At 53.5% G+C, this 16,840-nt stretch carries 15 protein-coding genes and 1 pseudogene; 4 read left to right on the top strand and 12 right to left on the bottom strand.

Features of this window, described 5'->3' with window-relative positions; all coding sequences use genetic code 11:
- The 3 genes from BI344_RS07050 to BI344_RS22745 form a co-directional block, all read left to right on the top strand.
- On the top strand, positions 1-1,109 hold a 1,109-nt coding region (locus BI344_RS07050; RefSeq protein WP_139166916.1), incomplete at its 5' end, for a glycosyltransferase family 4 protein.
- 6 nt (positions 1,110-1,115) lie between these two features.
- Entirely contained in the window at positions 1,116-2,159 is a 1,044-nt protein-coding gene (locus BI344_RS22750) for a glycosyltransferase (protein ID WP_083338797.1), read from the top strand.
- On the top strand, positions 2,156-3,382 hold the full coding sequence (locus BI344_RS22745) for a glycosyltransferase family 4 protein (RefSeq protein WP_083338798.1): 1,227 nt from the start codon (positions 2,156-2,158) through the stop codon (positions 3,380-3,382). The genes BI344_RS22750 and BI344_RS22745 overlap by 4 nt, the downstream gene beginning before the upstream one ends.
- A gap of 87 nt (positions 3,383-3,469) precedes the next feature.
- Here BI344_RS22745 and BI344_RS07045 read toward each other — a convergent pair.
- Positions 3,470-3,718 (bottom strand): annotated as a pseudogene (locus BI344_RS07045) (integrase core domain-containing protein); the annotation flags it as partial.
- A 70-nt stretch (positions 3,719-3,788) separates the two neighbouring features.
- Here BI344_RS07045 and BI344_RS07035 point away from each other — a divergent pair.
- A protein-coding gene (locus BI344_RS07035; RefSeq protein ID WP_139166915.1) for an IS3 family transposase occupies positions 3,789-4,909 on the top strand; the annotation gives its coding sequence in 2 pieces (ribosomal slippage) (positions 3,789-4,029 and positions 4,029-4,909; 1,122 coding nt in all).
- 282 nt (positions 4,910-5,191) lie between these two features.
- Here BI344_RS07035 and BI344_RS07030 read toward each other — a convergent pair.
- The 11 genes from BI344_RS07030 to BI344_RS06980 form a co-directional block, all read right to left on the bottom strand.
- Positions 5,192-5,974 (bottom strand): formyltransferase family protein, encoded by a 783-nt coding sequence (locus BI344_RS07030; protein ID WP_071112269.1) that lies wholly within the window; start codon positions 5,972-5,974, stop codon positions 5,192-5,194.
- Positions 5,975-6,060: 86 nt separating this feature from the next.
- Complete coding sequence (locus tag BI344_RS07025) at positions 6,061-7,146, bottom strand: hypothetical protein (RefSeq protein WP_071112268.1); 1,086 nt, start codon at positions 7,144-7,146, stop codon at positions 6,061-6,063.
- Between the two features lie 34 nt (positions 7,147-7,180).
- Positions 7,181-8,221: a glycosyltransferase family 2 protein gene (locus BI344_RS07020; protein ID WP_071112267.1), complete on the bottom strand. Its 1,041-nt coding sequence runs from the start codon at positions 8,219-8,221 to the stop codon at positions 7,181-7,183.
- A complete protein-coding gene (locus BI344_RS07015; protein ID WP_083370110.1) occupies positions 8,218-8,811 on the bottom strand; it encodes an acyltransferase in 594 nt (197 codons plus the stop codon). Before BI344_RS07015 ends, BI344_RS07020 begins: the two co-directional genes overlap by 4 nt.
- Before the next feature lie 4 nt (positions 8,812-8,815).
- Positions 8,816-9,982: a glycosyltransferase family 9 protein gene (locus BI344_RS07010; protein ID WP_071112265.1), complete on the bottom strand. Its 1,167-nt coding sequence runs from the start codon at positions 9,980-9,982 to the stop codon at positions 8,816-8,818.
- Between the two features lies 1 nt (position 9,983).
- On the bottom strand, positions 9,984-11,021 hold the full coding sequence (locus BI344_RS07005; protein WP_083338802.1) for a glycosyltransferase family 9 protein: 1,038 nt from the start codon (positions 11,019-11,021) through the stop codon (positions 9,984-9,986).
- Positions 11,022-11,058: 37 nt separating this feature from the next.
- Positions 11,059-12,024 (bottom strand): glycosyltransferase family 2 protein, encoded by a 966-nt coding sequence (locus BI344_RS07000; RefSeq protein ID WP_083338803.1) that lies wholly within the window; start codon positions 12,022-12,024, stop codon positions 11,059-11,061.
- 1 nt (position 12,025) lies between these two features.
- A complete protein-coding gene (locus tag BI344_RS06995; RefSeq protein ID WP_139166914.1) occupies positions 12,026-13,321 on the bottom strand; it encodes a hypothetical protein in 1,296 nt (431 codons plus the stop codon).
- A gap of 53 nt (positions 13,322-13,374) precedes the next feature.
- Positions 13,375-14,247: a transketolase family protein gene (locus tag BI344_RS06990; RefSeq protein WP_071112261.1), complete on the bottom strand. Its 873-nt coding sequence runs from the start codon at positions 14,245-14,247 to the stop codon at positions 13,375-13,377.
- Positions 14,240-15,052, bottom strand: coding sequence for a transketolase (locus BI344_RS06985; RefSeq protein ID WP_071112260.1), 813 nt, complete (start codon positions 15,050-15,052; stop codon positions 14,240-14,242). The genes BI344_RS06990 and BI344_RS06985 overlap by 8 nt, the downstream gene beginning before the upstream one ends.
- A 5-nt stretch (positions 15,053-15,057) precedes the next feature.
- Positions 15,058-16,836, bottom strand: coding sequence for a bifunctional GNAT family N-acetyltransferase/PLP-dependent aspartate aminotransferase family protein (locus tag BI344_RS06980; RefSeq protein WP_071112259.1), 1,779 nt, complete (start codon positions 16,834-16,836; stop codon positions 15,058-15,060).
- Between the last annotated feature and the right edge of the window lie 4 nt (positions 16,837-16,840).

Raw genomic sequence — 16,840 nt, 5'->3', positions numbered from 1 at the left:
TACACCCTAAGCGTTTCCTCAAGAATCTGATAAAAAATCCTAGCAGCATTTTCGGTCGCGGGACCAGCCAAGATGCAAAGCAGTGTCCTGTTGATTCTATTTTTCCCTTACCAGTATTGACACGCTGGCTGCCCTATTTGAATGGTTTTAAACGTGTTTCTCTAGGTGAGTCGGATGCGACTGCTCCATTGATGTATGGCCCTGTGGTCTTGGCGCGCTTAATTAAAAAACTAAAACCAGATCTTATCCATTCCTTGGAGTTTCAGCATTGTGGATATAATGTGTTGAAGGCTAAGGAGATTCATGGCCCAGGCTTCCCAAAGTGGTTGGCAACCAATTGGGGGAGTGATATTTACTACTACCGCCAATTCGAAGCGCATCGTAGCCAAATTTCAAGACTGCTGCGTAATCTGGATTACTATTCTTGCGAATGTGTTCGCGATGTGGAAATGGCGAAAGAGCTTGGATTGCAGGCTGAAGTTATGCCTGTTATGCCCAATACGGGTGGGCTCAATCTTGATTTGGTAAATAGCCTGCGTTCGATTCATCCTGTTGCGCAGCGTAAAATCCTAATGGTCAAAGGATACCAACACTTTGCAGGGAGAGCGTTGACTGCGCTGGATGCTTTGGAGCGCTGTGTTGTGGAACTGAAAGGTTATCAAGTGGTTGTCTTTTCTGCGTCGCCGGAAATATTCGGTCGGGTGGAAGAGCTGCGCGATTTTGTGGGTATTGATATTAAAGTTTTGCCTCATGCAAGCCACGATGTGGTGCTTCGCATGTTCAGCCGGGCCAGAGCATACCTAGGTGTCAGTGTTTCTGATGCGATTAGCACCTCCATGCTTGAGGCTATGGCAATGGGGGCTTTCCCAATCCAGACGAATACTTCGTGCTGTAGTGAGTGGATTACGTGTGGGAAAAGCGGCTTTGAGATTCCGGTCGATGATCCTGAGGCAATCGCCATCCGCTTGAAAAGAGTTCTGGCCGATGATGAACTGGTTGAGAGCGCTGCCGCAATCAACTGGGTAACGGTGCAGGAGCGTCTAGATCAAAAAGTACTCAAAGAAAAAGCCGCGGGATTCTACAGAACAATTTTTTCGAAAGAGGTGTAATTAGCGATGGCTGTTGCACCTTCTCGCAAACTTGTTATCCATGCCCCCAACGTTCATCAAGGCGGCGGCATGGTTTTGCTCAAAGCCTTACTCGCTTCGGGCAGTCTTTTGCTTGAGAGGGGCTTTTTTGACATAAGGGCCAAGCAGTTTTTTCAGACCATTTCGAGGGGGCAGTTTTACTACGTCAGGCCCTCTTTATTTTCGAGATTAATTACGGAAATTCGCTTGTGGTGGCTTGTTAAACCTGGCGATGTGGTGCTTTGTTTTCATGGGCTTCCTCCTATTCTTCCGCTAGCTGGCCGCGTTGTCGTATTTGTTCAAAACCGGATTTTAGTTGAGAGCGATAGTTTGGATGGTTATCCATTTAAAACCAAGATACGCCTTATCCTGGAAAGGTTTTGGCTGCGCGCGACAAGCTCACACGCGCAACGCTATATTGTTCAAACTTGTTCTATGGCGGCCTCTTTAAAGTCTAAGCTTGGGCGGGGGGTTGAAGTTTACATCACGCCATTTGCATCATTATGTAACAGCTCCTGTTCGGATACGGCTGAGCCTGTCAAGATTGAATTTGATTTTTCTTATGTGGCAAGCGGGGACCCACATAAGAATCACATCAGATTGATTGAGGCTTGGAAGTTATTGGCTGAGGCGGGAATAAAACCATCGCTTGCCTTGACTGTAGACCCGGTCCGTTACCCTTCTATCCATAGCTTTATTTCCCAAGCAATTGCTAGGTATTCGTTGAGAATTGTCAACTTTGGCGAGTTGCCACAGCCAAGCATAGTTAACTTATACCGAGCTTCTTCGGCGTTAATCTACCCTTCTACGATTGAATCATTTGGTTTGCCGCTATTGGAAGCTGCGCATTGTGGTTTGCCTATTCTGGCGGCTGAACTCGATTATGTACGAGATGTTGTAGAGCCTGTTGAGACATTTGATCCGTGTTCCCCCGTTTCTATTGCACGCGCTGTTCGTAGATTTATTGAAAGCCCAGAGCCGACGGCGGATATTTACTCTCCAGACGACTTTCTGGACGAGGTTTTCAGATGAAAGTGTTGATTTGGTCGCAGTATTTTTGGCCAGAAAATTTTCTTATTAATAAATTGGCAACCCAGCTTGCTGGTGATGATGTTGAGATAACTGTCGTTACCGGTAAACCAAATTATCCTGATGGAAATATTCTGCCTGGATATTCGATATTGGGAATACAACGAGAAGATTATTCTGGTATCGAGGTCATTCGTATTCCGCTGCTTCCCAGGGGCAGTGGTTCCGCGATAGGTTTAATACTGAACTACCTGTCGTTTATCTTTTCGGGATATCTTATGGCGCCGTTTGCGCTGCGTGGGCGCGAGTTTGATGCTGTGTTTGTATACGCGCCATCGCCGTTGTTGCAAGCCCTGCCCGCAGTATTTATTTCCTGGTTGAAGCGCGCAAAGTTGGCAGTTTGGGTGCAAGACCTTTGGCCTGAGTCTCTATGGACAACCGGGTTTGTTAGAAATCGTTTTTTGTTGAAACTGGTCGAATACGTGGTACGCTATATTTATCGCTACTCTGACTCTGTCCTGATTCAATCACATGCATTCAGAGATCCGGTTGCGCGGCTTGTGAGCGATAAAAGCAAGATTCGCTATTTTCCCAATTTCTGTGAAGATTTGAAGAAATCTTTTTTTGATTCGGAAAGCCCGGGAAGCATAGCGGCAGAAATGCATCGGCACTTTTCGGTGGTTTTTGCTGGTAATATCGGAACTGTGCAGTCTTGCGAGACTATCATTGCCGCAGCGAAATTACTGAAAGAGAATTCGGCTATTAAATTTTACCTTGTAGGTAGTGGTAGCCGCTCTGCCTTTATTCAGTCAGAGGTGGAGAGTGAGCAGCTTGATAATGTAATTTTAACTGGTCGTTTATCACAAGAAAATATGCCGCCGATTTTTTCTGCGGCATCTATTTTACTTGTTACCCTTAAAGATGACTCTGCGCTTTCAACAACAATACCAAGTAAGCTGCAGAGCTACCTATCCGCTGGAAAGCCTATAGTCGCTAGCTTAAATGGCGAACCTGCTAGAATAGTAGAGGAGGCTGGTGCCGGGATTGTTTGTCCAGCAGAGAGCCCCGAGTTATTGGCTCAAGCAGTACTCAAATTCTATCAAATGCCTGTGGATGAGCGCGAGCGATTTGGCACTAATGCGCGGATATATTTCAAAAAACACTTTGATCAGGAAACGCGCGTCAAAGAGCTTGAGGAGCATTTTAGAGAGTTGATGTGCGGTTGACGTATTGAGAGCCGCTAACAAAAATTGTAGAAGTTCAGACTTGATCTGACAGTCTCCGTTTTGACGGCGCCTGATTGTCAGATCAAGTCAGCTTGTCGACCTTTCCCTCCATTCCGATTTGCCTTCGATGAAGGTCTGCAACGGCGTGCGGCCGGAGCACATCTTTCCCTGGTGGGTTCGTTCTTTATTGTAGTAGAACAGCCAGGCATCCAGATCCGCCTGCAGCTCATCGAGCGCCAGATAAAGCTTCTTGCGAAACGCCACTTGGTAGAACTCCTGCAGGATTGTTTTGTGGAAGCGCCCGCAGATACCGTTTGTCTGCGGATGCCGTGCCTTGGCGACGTCCCCCCGGTATTGAGTAGCACGTGACTTTAGAGTCCAATCCATCACGACACGGAGATTGGACATGAAGAAACGATTCACCGGAGAACAGATCATCGGCTTCCTGCGCGAAGCGGACGCGGGAATGCCTATTGCCGAGCTGTGCCGTAAGCACGCCTTCTCGGAAGCCAGCTATTACCTCTGGCGCAGCAAGTTTGGCGGGATGAAGGTCTCGGAGGCCAAGCGTCTCAAGGAGCTGGAGACCGAGAATGCGCGCCTAAAGAAACTCCTGGCCGAGACCATGCTCGAGAACGAGATTGCCAAAGAGGCCTTGCGAAAAAAGTGGTGAGCGCACCGTCACGGCGGGAGTTGGTGCGCCATCTCGTGGACAAAGGGCTCAGTGAGCGTCGATCGCTGCGTCTGGCCGGCATGAGTCCCAGTTCATTCCGCTACCAGCCCGCCACTAACCGCAATGCCGCCTTGAAAGCGAAGATCATCGTGCTGGCAGATCGACACCGGCGCTACGGCGCCGGCATGATCTATTTGAAGCTGCGGCAGAGCGGCATGGTGGTCAATCACAAGCGCGTGGATCGGCTCTATGCCGAGGCGGGTCTGCAAATTCGCAAGCGGAAGCGCAAGAAGATCCCGGTGGCGGATCGTCACCCGTTGGCACGCCCGCTGGCTGCCAATCAGGTCTGGTCGATGGATTTCGTGTTCGACCGGACGGCAGAGGGGCGTGCCATCAAGAATCTGACCGTGGTCGATGATGCCACGCATGAGGCAGTGACCATTGTTCCGGAGCGCGCGATGAGCGGTATGCATCTCACACGCATCCTCGACCAACTGGCGCAGACGCGCGGCTTGCCCAAAGCGGTCAGGACCGATAATGGTAAAGAATTTTGCAGCCGTGCCATGTTGACCTGGGCGCATGCCCGTGGGGTTCAGCTGTTTCTCATCGAGCCGGGGAAGCCCAATCAGAACGCTTATATCGAATCGTTTAACGGGCGCTTCCGCGATGAGTGCTTGAACGAGCACTGGTTCACCAGTTTGCGGCATGCGCAGGTCGTCATCGAAGCTTGGCGGCGGGAATACAACGACGAAAGGCCCAAGAAATCCCTTGGTGGTTTGACGCCGGCAGCTTACGCCAAATCATTCGCTGAAACATCAGGTAAATTAGCCCCGGACTCTAAAGCCCTCTGCTACTGAAAACTGGGGGACGTCGCCACCTTCCGGCAAGGCCTGACTGTCAGATCAAGTCTGAACTTCTACACAAAAATCCTGGTGCTGCGTTGCGCCGACTTTTTGTACTGCTTGTATTGTCTGCATCGGCGCACCTTGCCTCAGGCATGGAACGGAATTTTGTTAGCCGCTCTGAGTCAGTCTCTGCTGCAGCATTTCAATCTGGTGGTGAGTCAACTTAACTTATCGAGTATTTTTGATTTCTATAATCCCCCTTGCATTTTTCGCAGGGGGGGGCTTTTTATGTACCTACTCTTGAAATTTGCTTGTCTTTGATAATGATATTTTCATATATATTTTTTCTCCGTTTTCTTCGTAATAAGCAAAGCCCTTGCTCCCAAAGGTTCTAGCTTTTAGCTTATTGATCAAGTCTTTGGCTAGATACACTTTGTCTAATTCTACAAGATCCAATCCTTCAACTTCTTTCTTTGAATGATAAACAGCTTGGGACTCATCTTGCAGCATAGGTGTGATTCTGCCTTGCTTGATGTCTGGCCATTTTTCCTTAAATAATTTGACAATTTCGAATTGCAGCTTATCATATATGTCTTTGGCAGTATCAAGTGCTTGAATTGGCACTTCTTTCTGTGCCCAAATCGCTCCGGTATCGGCGCCATCTTCTATTTTGTGCAAGGTGACGCCCGTCTTGCTGCCATCGATCAAGCTGTGGACATGAGGAAACCATCCACGATTGATCGGCAGCAGCGCAGGATGGAAATTGACGGTTATGGGAGATGCACTAAACACCTCCTTGTCTAGTAACCATGGCCAATAAACGGTCACAATGGCATCGAAATCCTGACTTCTAAACCATTGGACATGCTCCGGATCTGTCAGGATATCTCGGCCTGTAAATGTCCGGTCTTGGGGTATGTTCAATGCGTGTACAATTTTCTGGTCATTTTCTTTTTGTTCACCACTAAGGTACAAGGCGCTGATTGTGTCTGTTGTCACGCAATTTGCAAAGTATTGTGCTATGTGGAGGCCGGGTGCGTGATTTGCAAATAGAGCAATCTTGAAATTTTTTTTCATGATTCAACCTCATGGTTAGTGGTGATGAATAAGAACAACGATAATTGAACGAAATTTATCCGTGTGATTGCACTGTAACCCTAGTTTTATATCAATTGAATCTTTGCTTTTTGGTGCGATCTGGATGCGATAGTATGGTTTGGCTCATTTATTTCTTTTTGATATATCCTGCTGAGCAGGAGTAGAATCGCGAAGCTGGGGAAAGAAAAGATGAATGGAGTAAAAATACCTTGTAATAATCCCAGTGTCAGGAAAATATCCACCCCCAGCGCGGGGATGGCAATGAGAAAGAGAGACAAGCCAAATAGCCCATATTGTGAAAGGATATTCAAGTAATCGCTTTCGGACGTCCGCATTGTGCCAAACAATGCACTGCCGAGTGAGGCGTTGAATGAGCCCCATATCATCTGGATGTTGTCCAGGCGGTCGCTGAAGGTGCTGATGGTTTCCGCGTTGCTGTTGAATAGATTGATGAATTGTTCAATCTTGAATGAGATGAAATCGCTGATGGAATTGGCGGCTATCGCTGCTGGCAGCACCAGCAGCAAGAGCCGCGGTGACAATGCGATCATGCAAATCAGGTAGGCGATCAGTGCGCTTAGCGAACCTGTCAGTAGTACGAGGATCGAGCAGATCATGAAGTGTAGAAAATCAGCGATTTTTCGGTTTTTACGCAGTTGCATGAAGTGATACAGTGCAAAGCCAGATAAGATGATGCCGGCGTTATTCGGTCCACCGTAGGTTGCTACAATTCGCAACGTTCCATCGTAGGAATGAGGTGAGACGACAACCCCAATAATTTCAAGTAGAGCCGTGAGATAGCCGATGCAACTGACTATGCCGATGTGGCGTTTCCAGTTGACGGCGCGAATGTCAATTTTCAGGCAGATCGCGATACAGGCGATGAAGGTAACGGCATTGGTGATGGTGACGATATCCGGAGTCGAGAATATGCAGTAAATCGAGAAAATCAGCGGGGAGATGAATTTCTTGTCGAGGGTGAGCCGTGCCAGCAACAACTGAATCAGCAGCGCTAGCAGGATGATGCGCAATAACTTGAACCACATCGGGGTATTTTCTCCGACTGCGCCATAGCTGCCCCATTGCATGACGGTTGCCGGATACCAGTACAGGCAGACGAAGTAGAAATAGAAGGTCGCAGTTTTTCTCATGGTGCGAGTTCCTGATCTGGGCCGCTGTGCGGCATTACAGTTTAAAGCCGGCGTGCTGTTCGATGGCGAATTGCAAACGTCTGCCCAGCGCGAAGCCGATGCGGGCATAGGAACCGAAGATCAGAATGTAGCTAGTCAGCAGCCATGGCATGGCCTTGTGGGTTAGTTTGAGCTTTCTGAGCTCATGGAAAAGATCCAGCGTGGCGATCCGGCCTTGCGTCGGCATCATTTCGAAGATGTGGTAGGCCTGTCGGCTGGCGAGCTCATTGCGAATGTAAGGATAAATGTTCGATCCGTTAACCTTGTCGATGTCCGCTGCGATGACCAGCAAGCCCTGCCACATTTTGGCGCGGCCCTTGGGTCTGTACGACCCAGGAATATGGGTGTCCTTTTCACTGTCCGCGGCACCGAACAGTGGCGGATTGCCAGCGCGGCCTCCGACGATGGCGGAGGCGATATAGCCGATGCCATCGTTCAGATAGGCGATGCAGGCAAGATAGAATTGATAGTACAGGTAGCCGTCGTATTTCTCGGTTGCCAAACCCGATGCCCACTGGCGATTGATCACCAGACCGCCGACGAAGCCGCATAGCCGGAAAACGATGTTCGGGTCGGAGTTGTTGGGTTTGATGACGCTGTCGACGGTGCGTATCCAGGTGGTGTTGATGATGTTTTGAGGCTGCTCGGAGAAGCGACTGAAGGTGCGTGAAATGAAATTCACTTGCGGATGGTGCTGCACAAACGTGCGTATTTTAGGGATGGCCTCTTGGAACAGGACATCATCGTCGCCAAGGATCAGCACGTAGTCTGAGGTGGACGATGCGATGATTTTGCGGATATTGCCGTCATAGCCGAGATTGTCTTCATTTTCGATGTAGTTCAGCGCGCAGATGCTGGCGGCGAACCGCGGACGCATGGTTTCGATCATGGTGCGGATCTCCACGCGCCTCGGCGACTTGTCTTCGCAGATCAGCAACTCATCGGGAAGGACATCGGCGTTAAGGACCGAATCGATCAACTGCTTCAGTTCATCGGGGCGCGAATAGGCTGGTACTGCGACGGTTATTGTATTCATTGTGCTTGCCTGAAATAGTGTATGACTTTGGCCGGGTTGCCGGCGATCAGCGCCGGCTCGTCTGTTTGCAATCTGACGACCGCATTGGCCGCGATGACGGAGCCGGAATGGATACGGCAGCCGGCCAGGATGACTGCGCCGTCGCAGATCCAGCAATTGGCGCCGATGTCGATCGCTGCGATATTGGCAAGCGCACGCTGTCCTGGAGGTACTTGCAACGATGCGGGATCCGGCCTGCCTGCGCCATGTGAGTGGTCGCCGATGTAGATGCGGCTGCCCAGCAGGCAATTCTCGCCGATGACGATGCGGGTAGCCGCGCTGATATGGACGGCGTCGGACAAGCTGGTTCCGGAGCGCAGTTCCAGTAGGGGCGTGAACTGCTGGCTGCCGTAACGGTCGACGGCTTCCAGCCAACAGAAGTCGCCGATAGATACTTTATTACCAAGGTGGATGTTCTCCACACCGTACACCTTGTTCATCCGGCCCATCCGGAAAAAACGCAATCCGGTCAGGAAGTGAAACCAGTAGGGCCGCAGCCTGGGAAGGGCGCGCCTGAGGAAACGGGACAAGGGCAGATAGATTCGCTTCATGTCGTCAGGGGCTGATCAGTATGTGTTGGCGCGCCTTCTTTTCCAGCATGTTTTCCATGTTGGAAATAATGGTCGCCACTTCGATCGCGTCCAGGCACTTGACCGTTGAAAACTGGCAACGGGTCGGGACTATTCCGAGATAGTTCTTCAAGCACGGCCTGCACGGCAGGTCCGTTTCGATGCCGCGTGACTCCGGGTTGATCGATCCCCATTTTCGAAACAGGCTGGGACCGAAGATGGCCAGCATCGGCGTGGACTGGCTTTCCGCAACGTGAAGCAGGCCACCGTCGTTGCCCAGCAGCAGATCGGCGACATGGCGGAATAGCCAGGCCCATTCCAGCAAGTTCAATGTTCCAATTAGATTGTATACATTTGGATGCTGGAGCTGGAAATGCGGCTTCAGCGCCAACTCTTCAGGCCCTCCCGCGATCACGAAGATGTGGCGGTTGCAGGTCTGTTCGATGATGGCGAGGTATTTTTCGATGCCCAAGCGCCGAAACGAGGCGTTCAAACTGGAGCCGGCGTACAGGACCACTACCGGCAATTGGTGCTTCTTGATCTCTGCGGCCAAGTGTTGCAAAGACTGGGAGGGGATGAAGTTATCCAGCAGTTCAGGTAGATAGAAGCCACGGCTAGGCGCCGCGGGCACGCCATAATGCTCCATTGCCCGCTCGGCCAGTTTGTGAAACAGCACTTTTTCATTGAGCTGCGGATCGTATGGAATGGCGAGGGAGAAGGTTTTGCCTTTTAGCGAGGTGATAAAGCCTGCGCTGATTTTCCCGCCGCAGGAGAGCAGTTCGGATAGGTGGTAGTACTGATCGAAGTCCATCACGATATCGTATTTGCGTATCGCGTAGAACAATTTAGGCAACCAGACCAGCAATGCGCGGGCATGGGTGGGAACGATCAGGGTATCGTGCAGGAACGGCAAATTCTTGAACAGGTTTGGATTGGAGCGGTCGGTGGTCAGCCAGTCTATCTTGGCGTCGGGAAAGGCAGCGGCCAAGCGCCTTGCGACCGGGAGCAGGCAGAATGCATCGCCCATCGCAGAAAGCTTGATCAGCAATATCCGGCGCGGAGGGTGCGACGGTGGTTTGGCGCGGTTGCGCGGCAACCTCATGATCGCGGCGGATAGCAGCTTGTCCAGGAATTTCAGGGTCTGTAATTTCATGTCAGGCCAGCTTTCCGCTCGTCAGGATGAGTCTGGTTTTTGCCAATACTTGCTCGGTAGAGATGGCTTGCATGCAGATATTGTTTAAACATGAGTACATGGGTGAGCGCGCGCCTTCCAGCGAGCTGTAGCACGGAGAGCACCCGGTTTTGCCGCTGAGCTGATGCCATGGCCCGCCCAGAGGCAGGAAGGCATCGGCGGGGGTCGGGCCGTACAGGCCGATCAGTGGTACCCGCAGCGCGGCGGCGATATACAGCAAGGCGCTGTCGTTGCCTATGTAGAGCCTCGATTGGCGAATGGCTTGCGCCGCTTCGTGCAAATTCAGGCGGTTTACCAGATTGATGGTCTGCTGGCCGCAGGCGCCGGCGATGACTTCGCAGATTTCCTTGTCCTTGTCGCCGCTGCCTAGCAACACGACAGGCCGGTCCAGTTCTTTTATCAGCTGGATATAGTTGCCGGCCGGCCATATCTTGTTGTCGGCCGGCGCATGTGGATTGCCGCCGCCAGGATTGATTGCGATGTAGTCGCGTGGCAGCCCGGCAAATTTCCTCTCATCCACTTTTTCTGGCGCCGGATGGAATTCCAGACGATCCGGCATCCTGTCGATCAGGCCGGCTTGTCGCAATAGTCGGGCCTCCTGCAGCGTGCGGTTGCCCTGCATTGAGAATGCCTGCGCATGCTGCAGCAGGTTGAACCGCGGAGCCGTGAAGCCGACTAGCTTGCCGATGGCGGCCGCTTTGCATAATAGCTGGAACAAGGCATTTCGGTGCAGGATGACGGCGATGTCATAGCTACCGATCAAAAGCCGCCACCATAGTCGCTGCAGAGTCAGGGCGTCTTTCAAGTGATTGCCGGATGGGACCATATCGATGACGATCTGTTTATCGATATGCGGGTTGCTTTCCGATGCCCCCGCGCATTGCCTCATCACCAGGTGGTGAACTTCGCATCCGGGGTTCGCCTCCTTGATCAGTCGAAACAATGGACTGGTGGCGAGGATATCCCCCAGGGCTGATAGCTTTATGACCAGTATTTTCATGAAAATATGTATCCTGCTGGCCGATTGCGTATGGATATCATGCCTGCTGAAGAACGTTTTTTCTAAAGCGGCAGATAATTTTAACGCACAGCTTGGAAAGGAAGTTCTGGTATATCAGCAGTGGCCTAACGAGCCAGCGGTAGGTGAGCAACTCTCCAAATGCCTGGTCGAATGCAGTTTTGGGATTCTCATGTTTGAAGTTGCCGCGATTGCCATAAAAAAAGCTGGCCAAGAACCACATCGACGAACTCAGGATGGCCTTCTTCAATCGTGGCTGGCCAGGCAGAAAGGTATCTACCAATAATTTTAGATTGATACCGAAAACCTCAAACAGCTTATAGCCAGTGGTATTGTTGGGCTCGGCCGCAATGAGGCAGGCCTGGCTGCTGGCAAAATTTTTTCCCTGTTTCAGCAAAGGCAGCACCCAGGCCAGTTGGGGAATAAAGGTTCCATAGCGGATATTGGAGCAGAGCATGTCATCCGCCATGGCTTGCTGTTTATTGAATATGATCCCAGAGATGAATGTGAAGTAAATCCCAATTTTATGGGAAAACTCCATATTGGAGGTGTAATAGGAGACCGCTTGGCTTCTTGGTTTTTTCTGTGCGATGGCGTCTTTTGTGCAAGGCTCGCTTTTCAGATAAAGTAGGGCCAGTTGCTGGCTTTTCAATGTATCGATGATGGTGTCCACGGTCTGGTCATAGACGTACTCGTCATCGCCCAATATCCAACCATATATACCATTTACATGCTCGAATGCGCGAACCGCGTTGGCGTCTGCGCCAATATTGCTCTCATTTCGGATGTAATTTAGAGCATGGCCAGCCTGGATATAGCTATCGCACAACATAGGGGTCTGATCTGTGGAGGCGTTGTCTATAATGAAAATGCTGATTAGACCGTGATGGTGTGAGAGCGCTGGCAACAGGTCATCCAAGAGTCTTTTCAAATAGGATGCACGGTTGAATGTAGGAATGCATATTGATAATAACGGCTTGCTCATTTTATTGTCCCGCCATTTTTCTGTTATTGAAGTTAGTATAAATATAGCTGGAGTATCCTACACCTACAGTTCCGCAAATGATGGCGTAGATGGCAAGCATTTCCCTGATTGAATAATGCTGGATTAGATAATAGCTGGAGCTGGAAATCAGGGTTGCTAGCAGAATGGCATGTTTCAAATAGGGCTCTATTTTGTGGGCGCGGATATAGGCGGCCTGAAGAAATACGATGTGGCAGGCTTGTGCTGCGAGCAACAGCCATAGAATGTCGATGGGATCCAGCAGGCGACTGGTGAGGGTGAACTGGTAATGGCGCATTGCCAGCAGCAGGCTGAAAAACAGACTGTGCAGGGCTAGCAGAACGGCGATGGATTGTAAGCTGCTCTTGCGGAACAGCGACAGCAACTCTTCGGGGCGGCGGCTGGCGATTAGCACGCCGAAGCCGGGCAGCTTGGTGGTTAGCCAGGCGCTGGCTACCGTGGACATGGTGGTGACGACGCTGAGCGACATGCCCAACTGACCGGCGGCCTCGGTGCTCTGGTAGCGGAAGGCCAGCGGCGTGAACAACTGGGATATGAAATAGCCGCTGAGCCAGCTCAGCGCGATGCGCCATTGCATCGGCCAGATTTCTTGACGCCACGATATCTGGCTGCAGTCCCTGTGATGCAAATTTTGCATCAGAGTCTTGAAGAAGACGCCATAGTTTTTGATGAGCCAGTAAAATCCTACGCCGGCAGTGGCGATGGAAATCGCGGCGGCGGTGTACAGCTTGCCGCCATTCAGCAGCAGCAACCAGCCGCTGCTGTAGGCGACAATGGATTGCATCAGGCGCAGCGCGCTGATATTGGCGACCAGTCCGCTGCCTTCGAATAGGGCGAGCAGAGGGCTGAGAAAGAGATTGAGCGTGGCGCCCATGGTCAGCAGCATCCAGGGTAGATGCCAGTCGACGCCGGATTGTCTGGCGGAGCTGTTGAAAAAATAGAAGCCGGCGGTGTTGAGCAGGAAAACGGTGAGCAACGAGATCACGCCGTACCATTTGATGGCCAGCTTGAACAGCGACAGCAAGCGCTGGCGAGCCTGTGGGTCGCCGGTGAGGTCGCCGCCGCGCCAGTGTAGCTTGGCCATTTCGTGGCTGGCGAACTGGGCAATAATGCCGCTGAAACCCAGCTCGAAAAAGATCTGCAGGGCCAGAATGCTGGAGAAGGTGTAGTAGTAGCCCTGCTCCGCCTTGCTCATCGTGATGGAGATCAGATAAAGCGTGGCGAACCCCGCCAGCAGGGTCCAGCCGCGATTGAGCAATACGTATAGAATTGCCCGATCAAGGCCGAATGCCTTTTTCAGCGCCAGTATCACTATAGTCCGCCCAGTTTGTTGAGGGTTTTCTGGTTAGCCACCTGACCGAATATCTCCGATGACAGCGCGCGGCTGCGTATCCTGCCGGTCAGGCCGGCAGGCGCGGCGGCTTCCATCAGCCAACTGCCGAAGCCGGCGTCGTGAATATGGTCCTCCACTGTTACGACCTCGTCCCAATCCGACAGCTGTTGCTGTTGTTTCGACTTGGCGGCCATGCCCCACAGCGGCATCGTGTAGAGTGAGTGGCCGGCGAAGGCGGGAGTGTCCAGCCATGCGATGGCGCTGGCGACTGCGGCGCCGGTGGACAACAGGGTGGATGAGCCGTCGCGTTGCATGATGGGCAGCCACTGGCCCGGCGCGACATCCGGCACCTGCTGGTGCAGGCAGGGCTCGCCGGCCTTGCCGAGGCGCAGGTAGGATGGGCCGGGATGGCTGGCTAGGTAGCGCAGGCAGGCGCGCACTTCCATCGGATCGCCGGGCGCGGCGATGGTCATATTGGGCATCATCCGTATCAGGCCGTAGTCCTGCACCGCGTGGTGGGAATAGCCGAGATTGCCGTAGGCCAGGCCGCCGCCGACGCTGACCACGGTAACCGCTAGATTATGGTAGTCGACATCGTTGCGTATCTGCTCGGCGCAGCGGAATGTAGGGAAGTTGGCGATGCTGTAGGCGAAGACGTGGCAGCCCTCGGAGGCCATTCCGGCCGCCATGCCCATCATGTTCTGCTCGGCGATGCCGGCATTGATGAAACGATCGGGAAACCGTTCGGCAAACGGCTCCACCACCGCATAGCCGAGATCGCCGACCATCAGCACGATATTGGAATTGACTGCGGCGAGTTTGACCAGCTCATCGATGAAGGCGTTACGCATGCTGCGCTCCCAGTTCTTCCAGCGCCTGTTGCAACTGCTGCTTGTCCGGGCTGCGGTAATGCCAGTCCACGCTGTTTTCCATGAAACTGACGCCTTTGCCTTTAACGGTATGGGCGAGTAATACCGAGGGCTGGCCCCTTACTGCGGCGATGGCGCGGAGGACCTGGTCCAGCGTCTGATGGTCATGGCCGTCGGCCTCGAATACCCGGCAACCGAAGGCTTCCAGTTTCTGGGCCAACGGTTCCAGATTTAGCGTGGCGCGGACCGTGGTGAGGCTCTGCAGATTATTGCAGTCGATGATGGCCGCCACATTGTCTAGCCGGTGATGGGAAGCGAACATCAGCGCTTCCCAGTTGCTGCCCTCATCCATTTCGCCATCGCCCAACAGCACGTAGTTTTGCCAGGTCTGCCCGCGCATCCTGGCGGCCATGGCTTTGCCCACCGCGAACGGCAGGCCATGGCCCAGCGAGCCGGTGGAGAACTCGACGCCGTTCACCTTGTGGCTAATGTGGTTCATCAGCGGCGAGAAGTCCTGACCGTAGCTGGCAATCTCTTCTGGGCTCAGCGCGCCGATGGCGGCGAGGACGGCGTAAACCGCGACGCAGGCGTGACCCTTGCTGAGAATGAAGCGGTCGCGCAGCGGATCCCGTGCGGCGGCGGGGTCGAAGCGCAGGTGATTGCGGTACAGCACGGCCAGGATGTCGGCTATCGATAGCGCGCTGCCGATGTGCGATGCCCGCGCGTCATGCACCATCTGCAATGCGGTGGCGCGGATGGCGCGCGCCAGGGCGATGGAGTTCTCCATTGCGCTTATCCCAGCAGGATGCTGCGGATATGCTTGCAGGCGTAGGCCACTTCGTCGCGGCTCAGGCAGACGCCGCTAGGCAGGTTGATCGCCTGCAGGCCGACATGCATTGCGGTGGACTGCGGAGGTTGCTCCCTGGGCCAGATCGGGTACTGACTGATGGCGGGGAAAACCGGCCTGGAGTCTATGTTTCTGGTTTTCAGCTGTTGCATCAGCGCATCGCGGCCGATGCGCGCATCTTTGTCCAGCAGGATGCTGCTCATCCAATAGATGCTGCGGGCGCCTTCCACCTCCTGGTTCAGGCTGATGTGCGGCACGCCTTCGAGTCCCTCCTGATACCACTCGAAGATGCGGCGCTTCATCTCGATCAACTCGTCCACGCGCTCCAATTGGCCGAGCCCGAGCGCAGCCTGGATATTGGACATCTTGAACTTGACGCCGTCCTCGTCGATCCAGAAGGTGCGGGACGGGTTGCGGCCCTGGTCCCAGATCTTGTAGGCCTTGGCGTACAGGTCGTCGTCGTTGGTGACCAGCATGCCGCCTTCGCCGGTGACCATCAGTTTGGCGCCCTGAAAGCTGAAGGCGGCGAAATCGCCGAAACTGCCGCAGCGTTTTCCTTGCCATTCGGCGCCGATCGCCGGCGCGGCGTCCTCGACCACCTTGAGGCCGTATTGCCTGGCCACCGCCAGAATATTGCTCATGCGGGCGGGGTGGCCGTACATGTGCACGGCGACAATGGCCTTGGTCTTGCCGGTGATCAGGGTCTCCACCGAGCGGGCGTCGATGTTCCAGGTATCCAGCTCGATGTCGGCGAACACCGGAATGGCGCCGACGTAGCGCACCGCGTTGGCGGTGGCCACCCAGGTTTGGTCGGGGACGATCACTTCGTCGCCGGGGCCGATGTCCAGCGCCATCAGCGCGATCTGCAGCGCGCCGGTGCAGCTGGAGGTGGCTAGCGCGTGCTTGACGCCTACGTATTCGGCGAAGCTCTTCTCAAAACGGCTGAGGTATCTGGACCAATTGCCGTTCCAGCCGCTGAGGGCGGCGTCGAAGGCGTAGACGGCCTCCTTGGCGGAGATCGATGGGCCGGCGGTGAGGATCAGTTTTTCACCCACCTCGTGCGCCGGGGCCTTGTACACCATGCGCATGAAATGTTTGCTGGCGGTCTCCGTCGGCAGCGCTTCGCGGTAGTTGACGCGATCGCCGTCTTTCACCGCGACCAGCGGGATGCTGGACTCCGCGACGAAGTGGTTCTTCTTGTAGAACGCGATGGCATCGTGATCGTCGTTCATCGCACGCAGGAAGAAGCCGTTGACGTTGATGGTTTTCCTGGCCCATTCGATCAGGGCGGTCATGGCTCTGGCGAATATGTCCGGTCCGGCATCGGCGACGCCGCGCACCACGTTGTCGATCTCGAACATCATGTCGGAGTTGTGGCAGCCGCTGAAGCCCAGATGGCCCAAGGTTTGGCCGGTGGGACTCACCACCAGGAACAGCATCCTGTCCTTGACCGCCAACAGCTCTTGGTCCAGCCAGTCTCGGGTGCTTTCCTCGCTGGCGGTGAACTGGTTTGGATAGGCCGCCACATTGCGGTTGCGCCATTCGGTCAGCAGACGCAAGAGAGTGGCATCCCGCTTGTGCATTTCGCATACCGGCAGCAGGCAGCCGCCGCCTGCAACCGGTATCGCGCGCAGATAGGCTTCCTGGATATTGACCGCCTGCTTCAGGAAGGAGAAGTTTTCGCTTACCGCCAAGCTGTAGACAGAGAGTCTGGTCTTTTCCATTGCC

Source organism: Chromobacterium sphagni (assembly GCF_001855555.1).
Lineage (GTDB): Bacteria > Pseudomonadota > Gammaproteobacteria > Burkholderiales > Chromobacteriaceae > Chromobacterium > Chromobacterium sphagni.
Note: the sequence above shows the minus strand (reverse complement) of the source record. Positions and strands in the feature narration are given on the sequence as shown.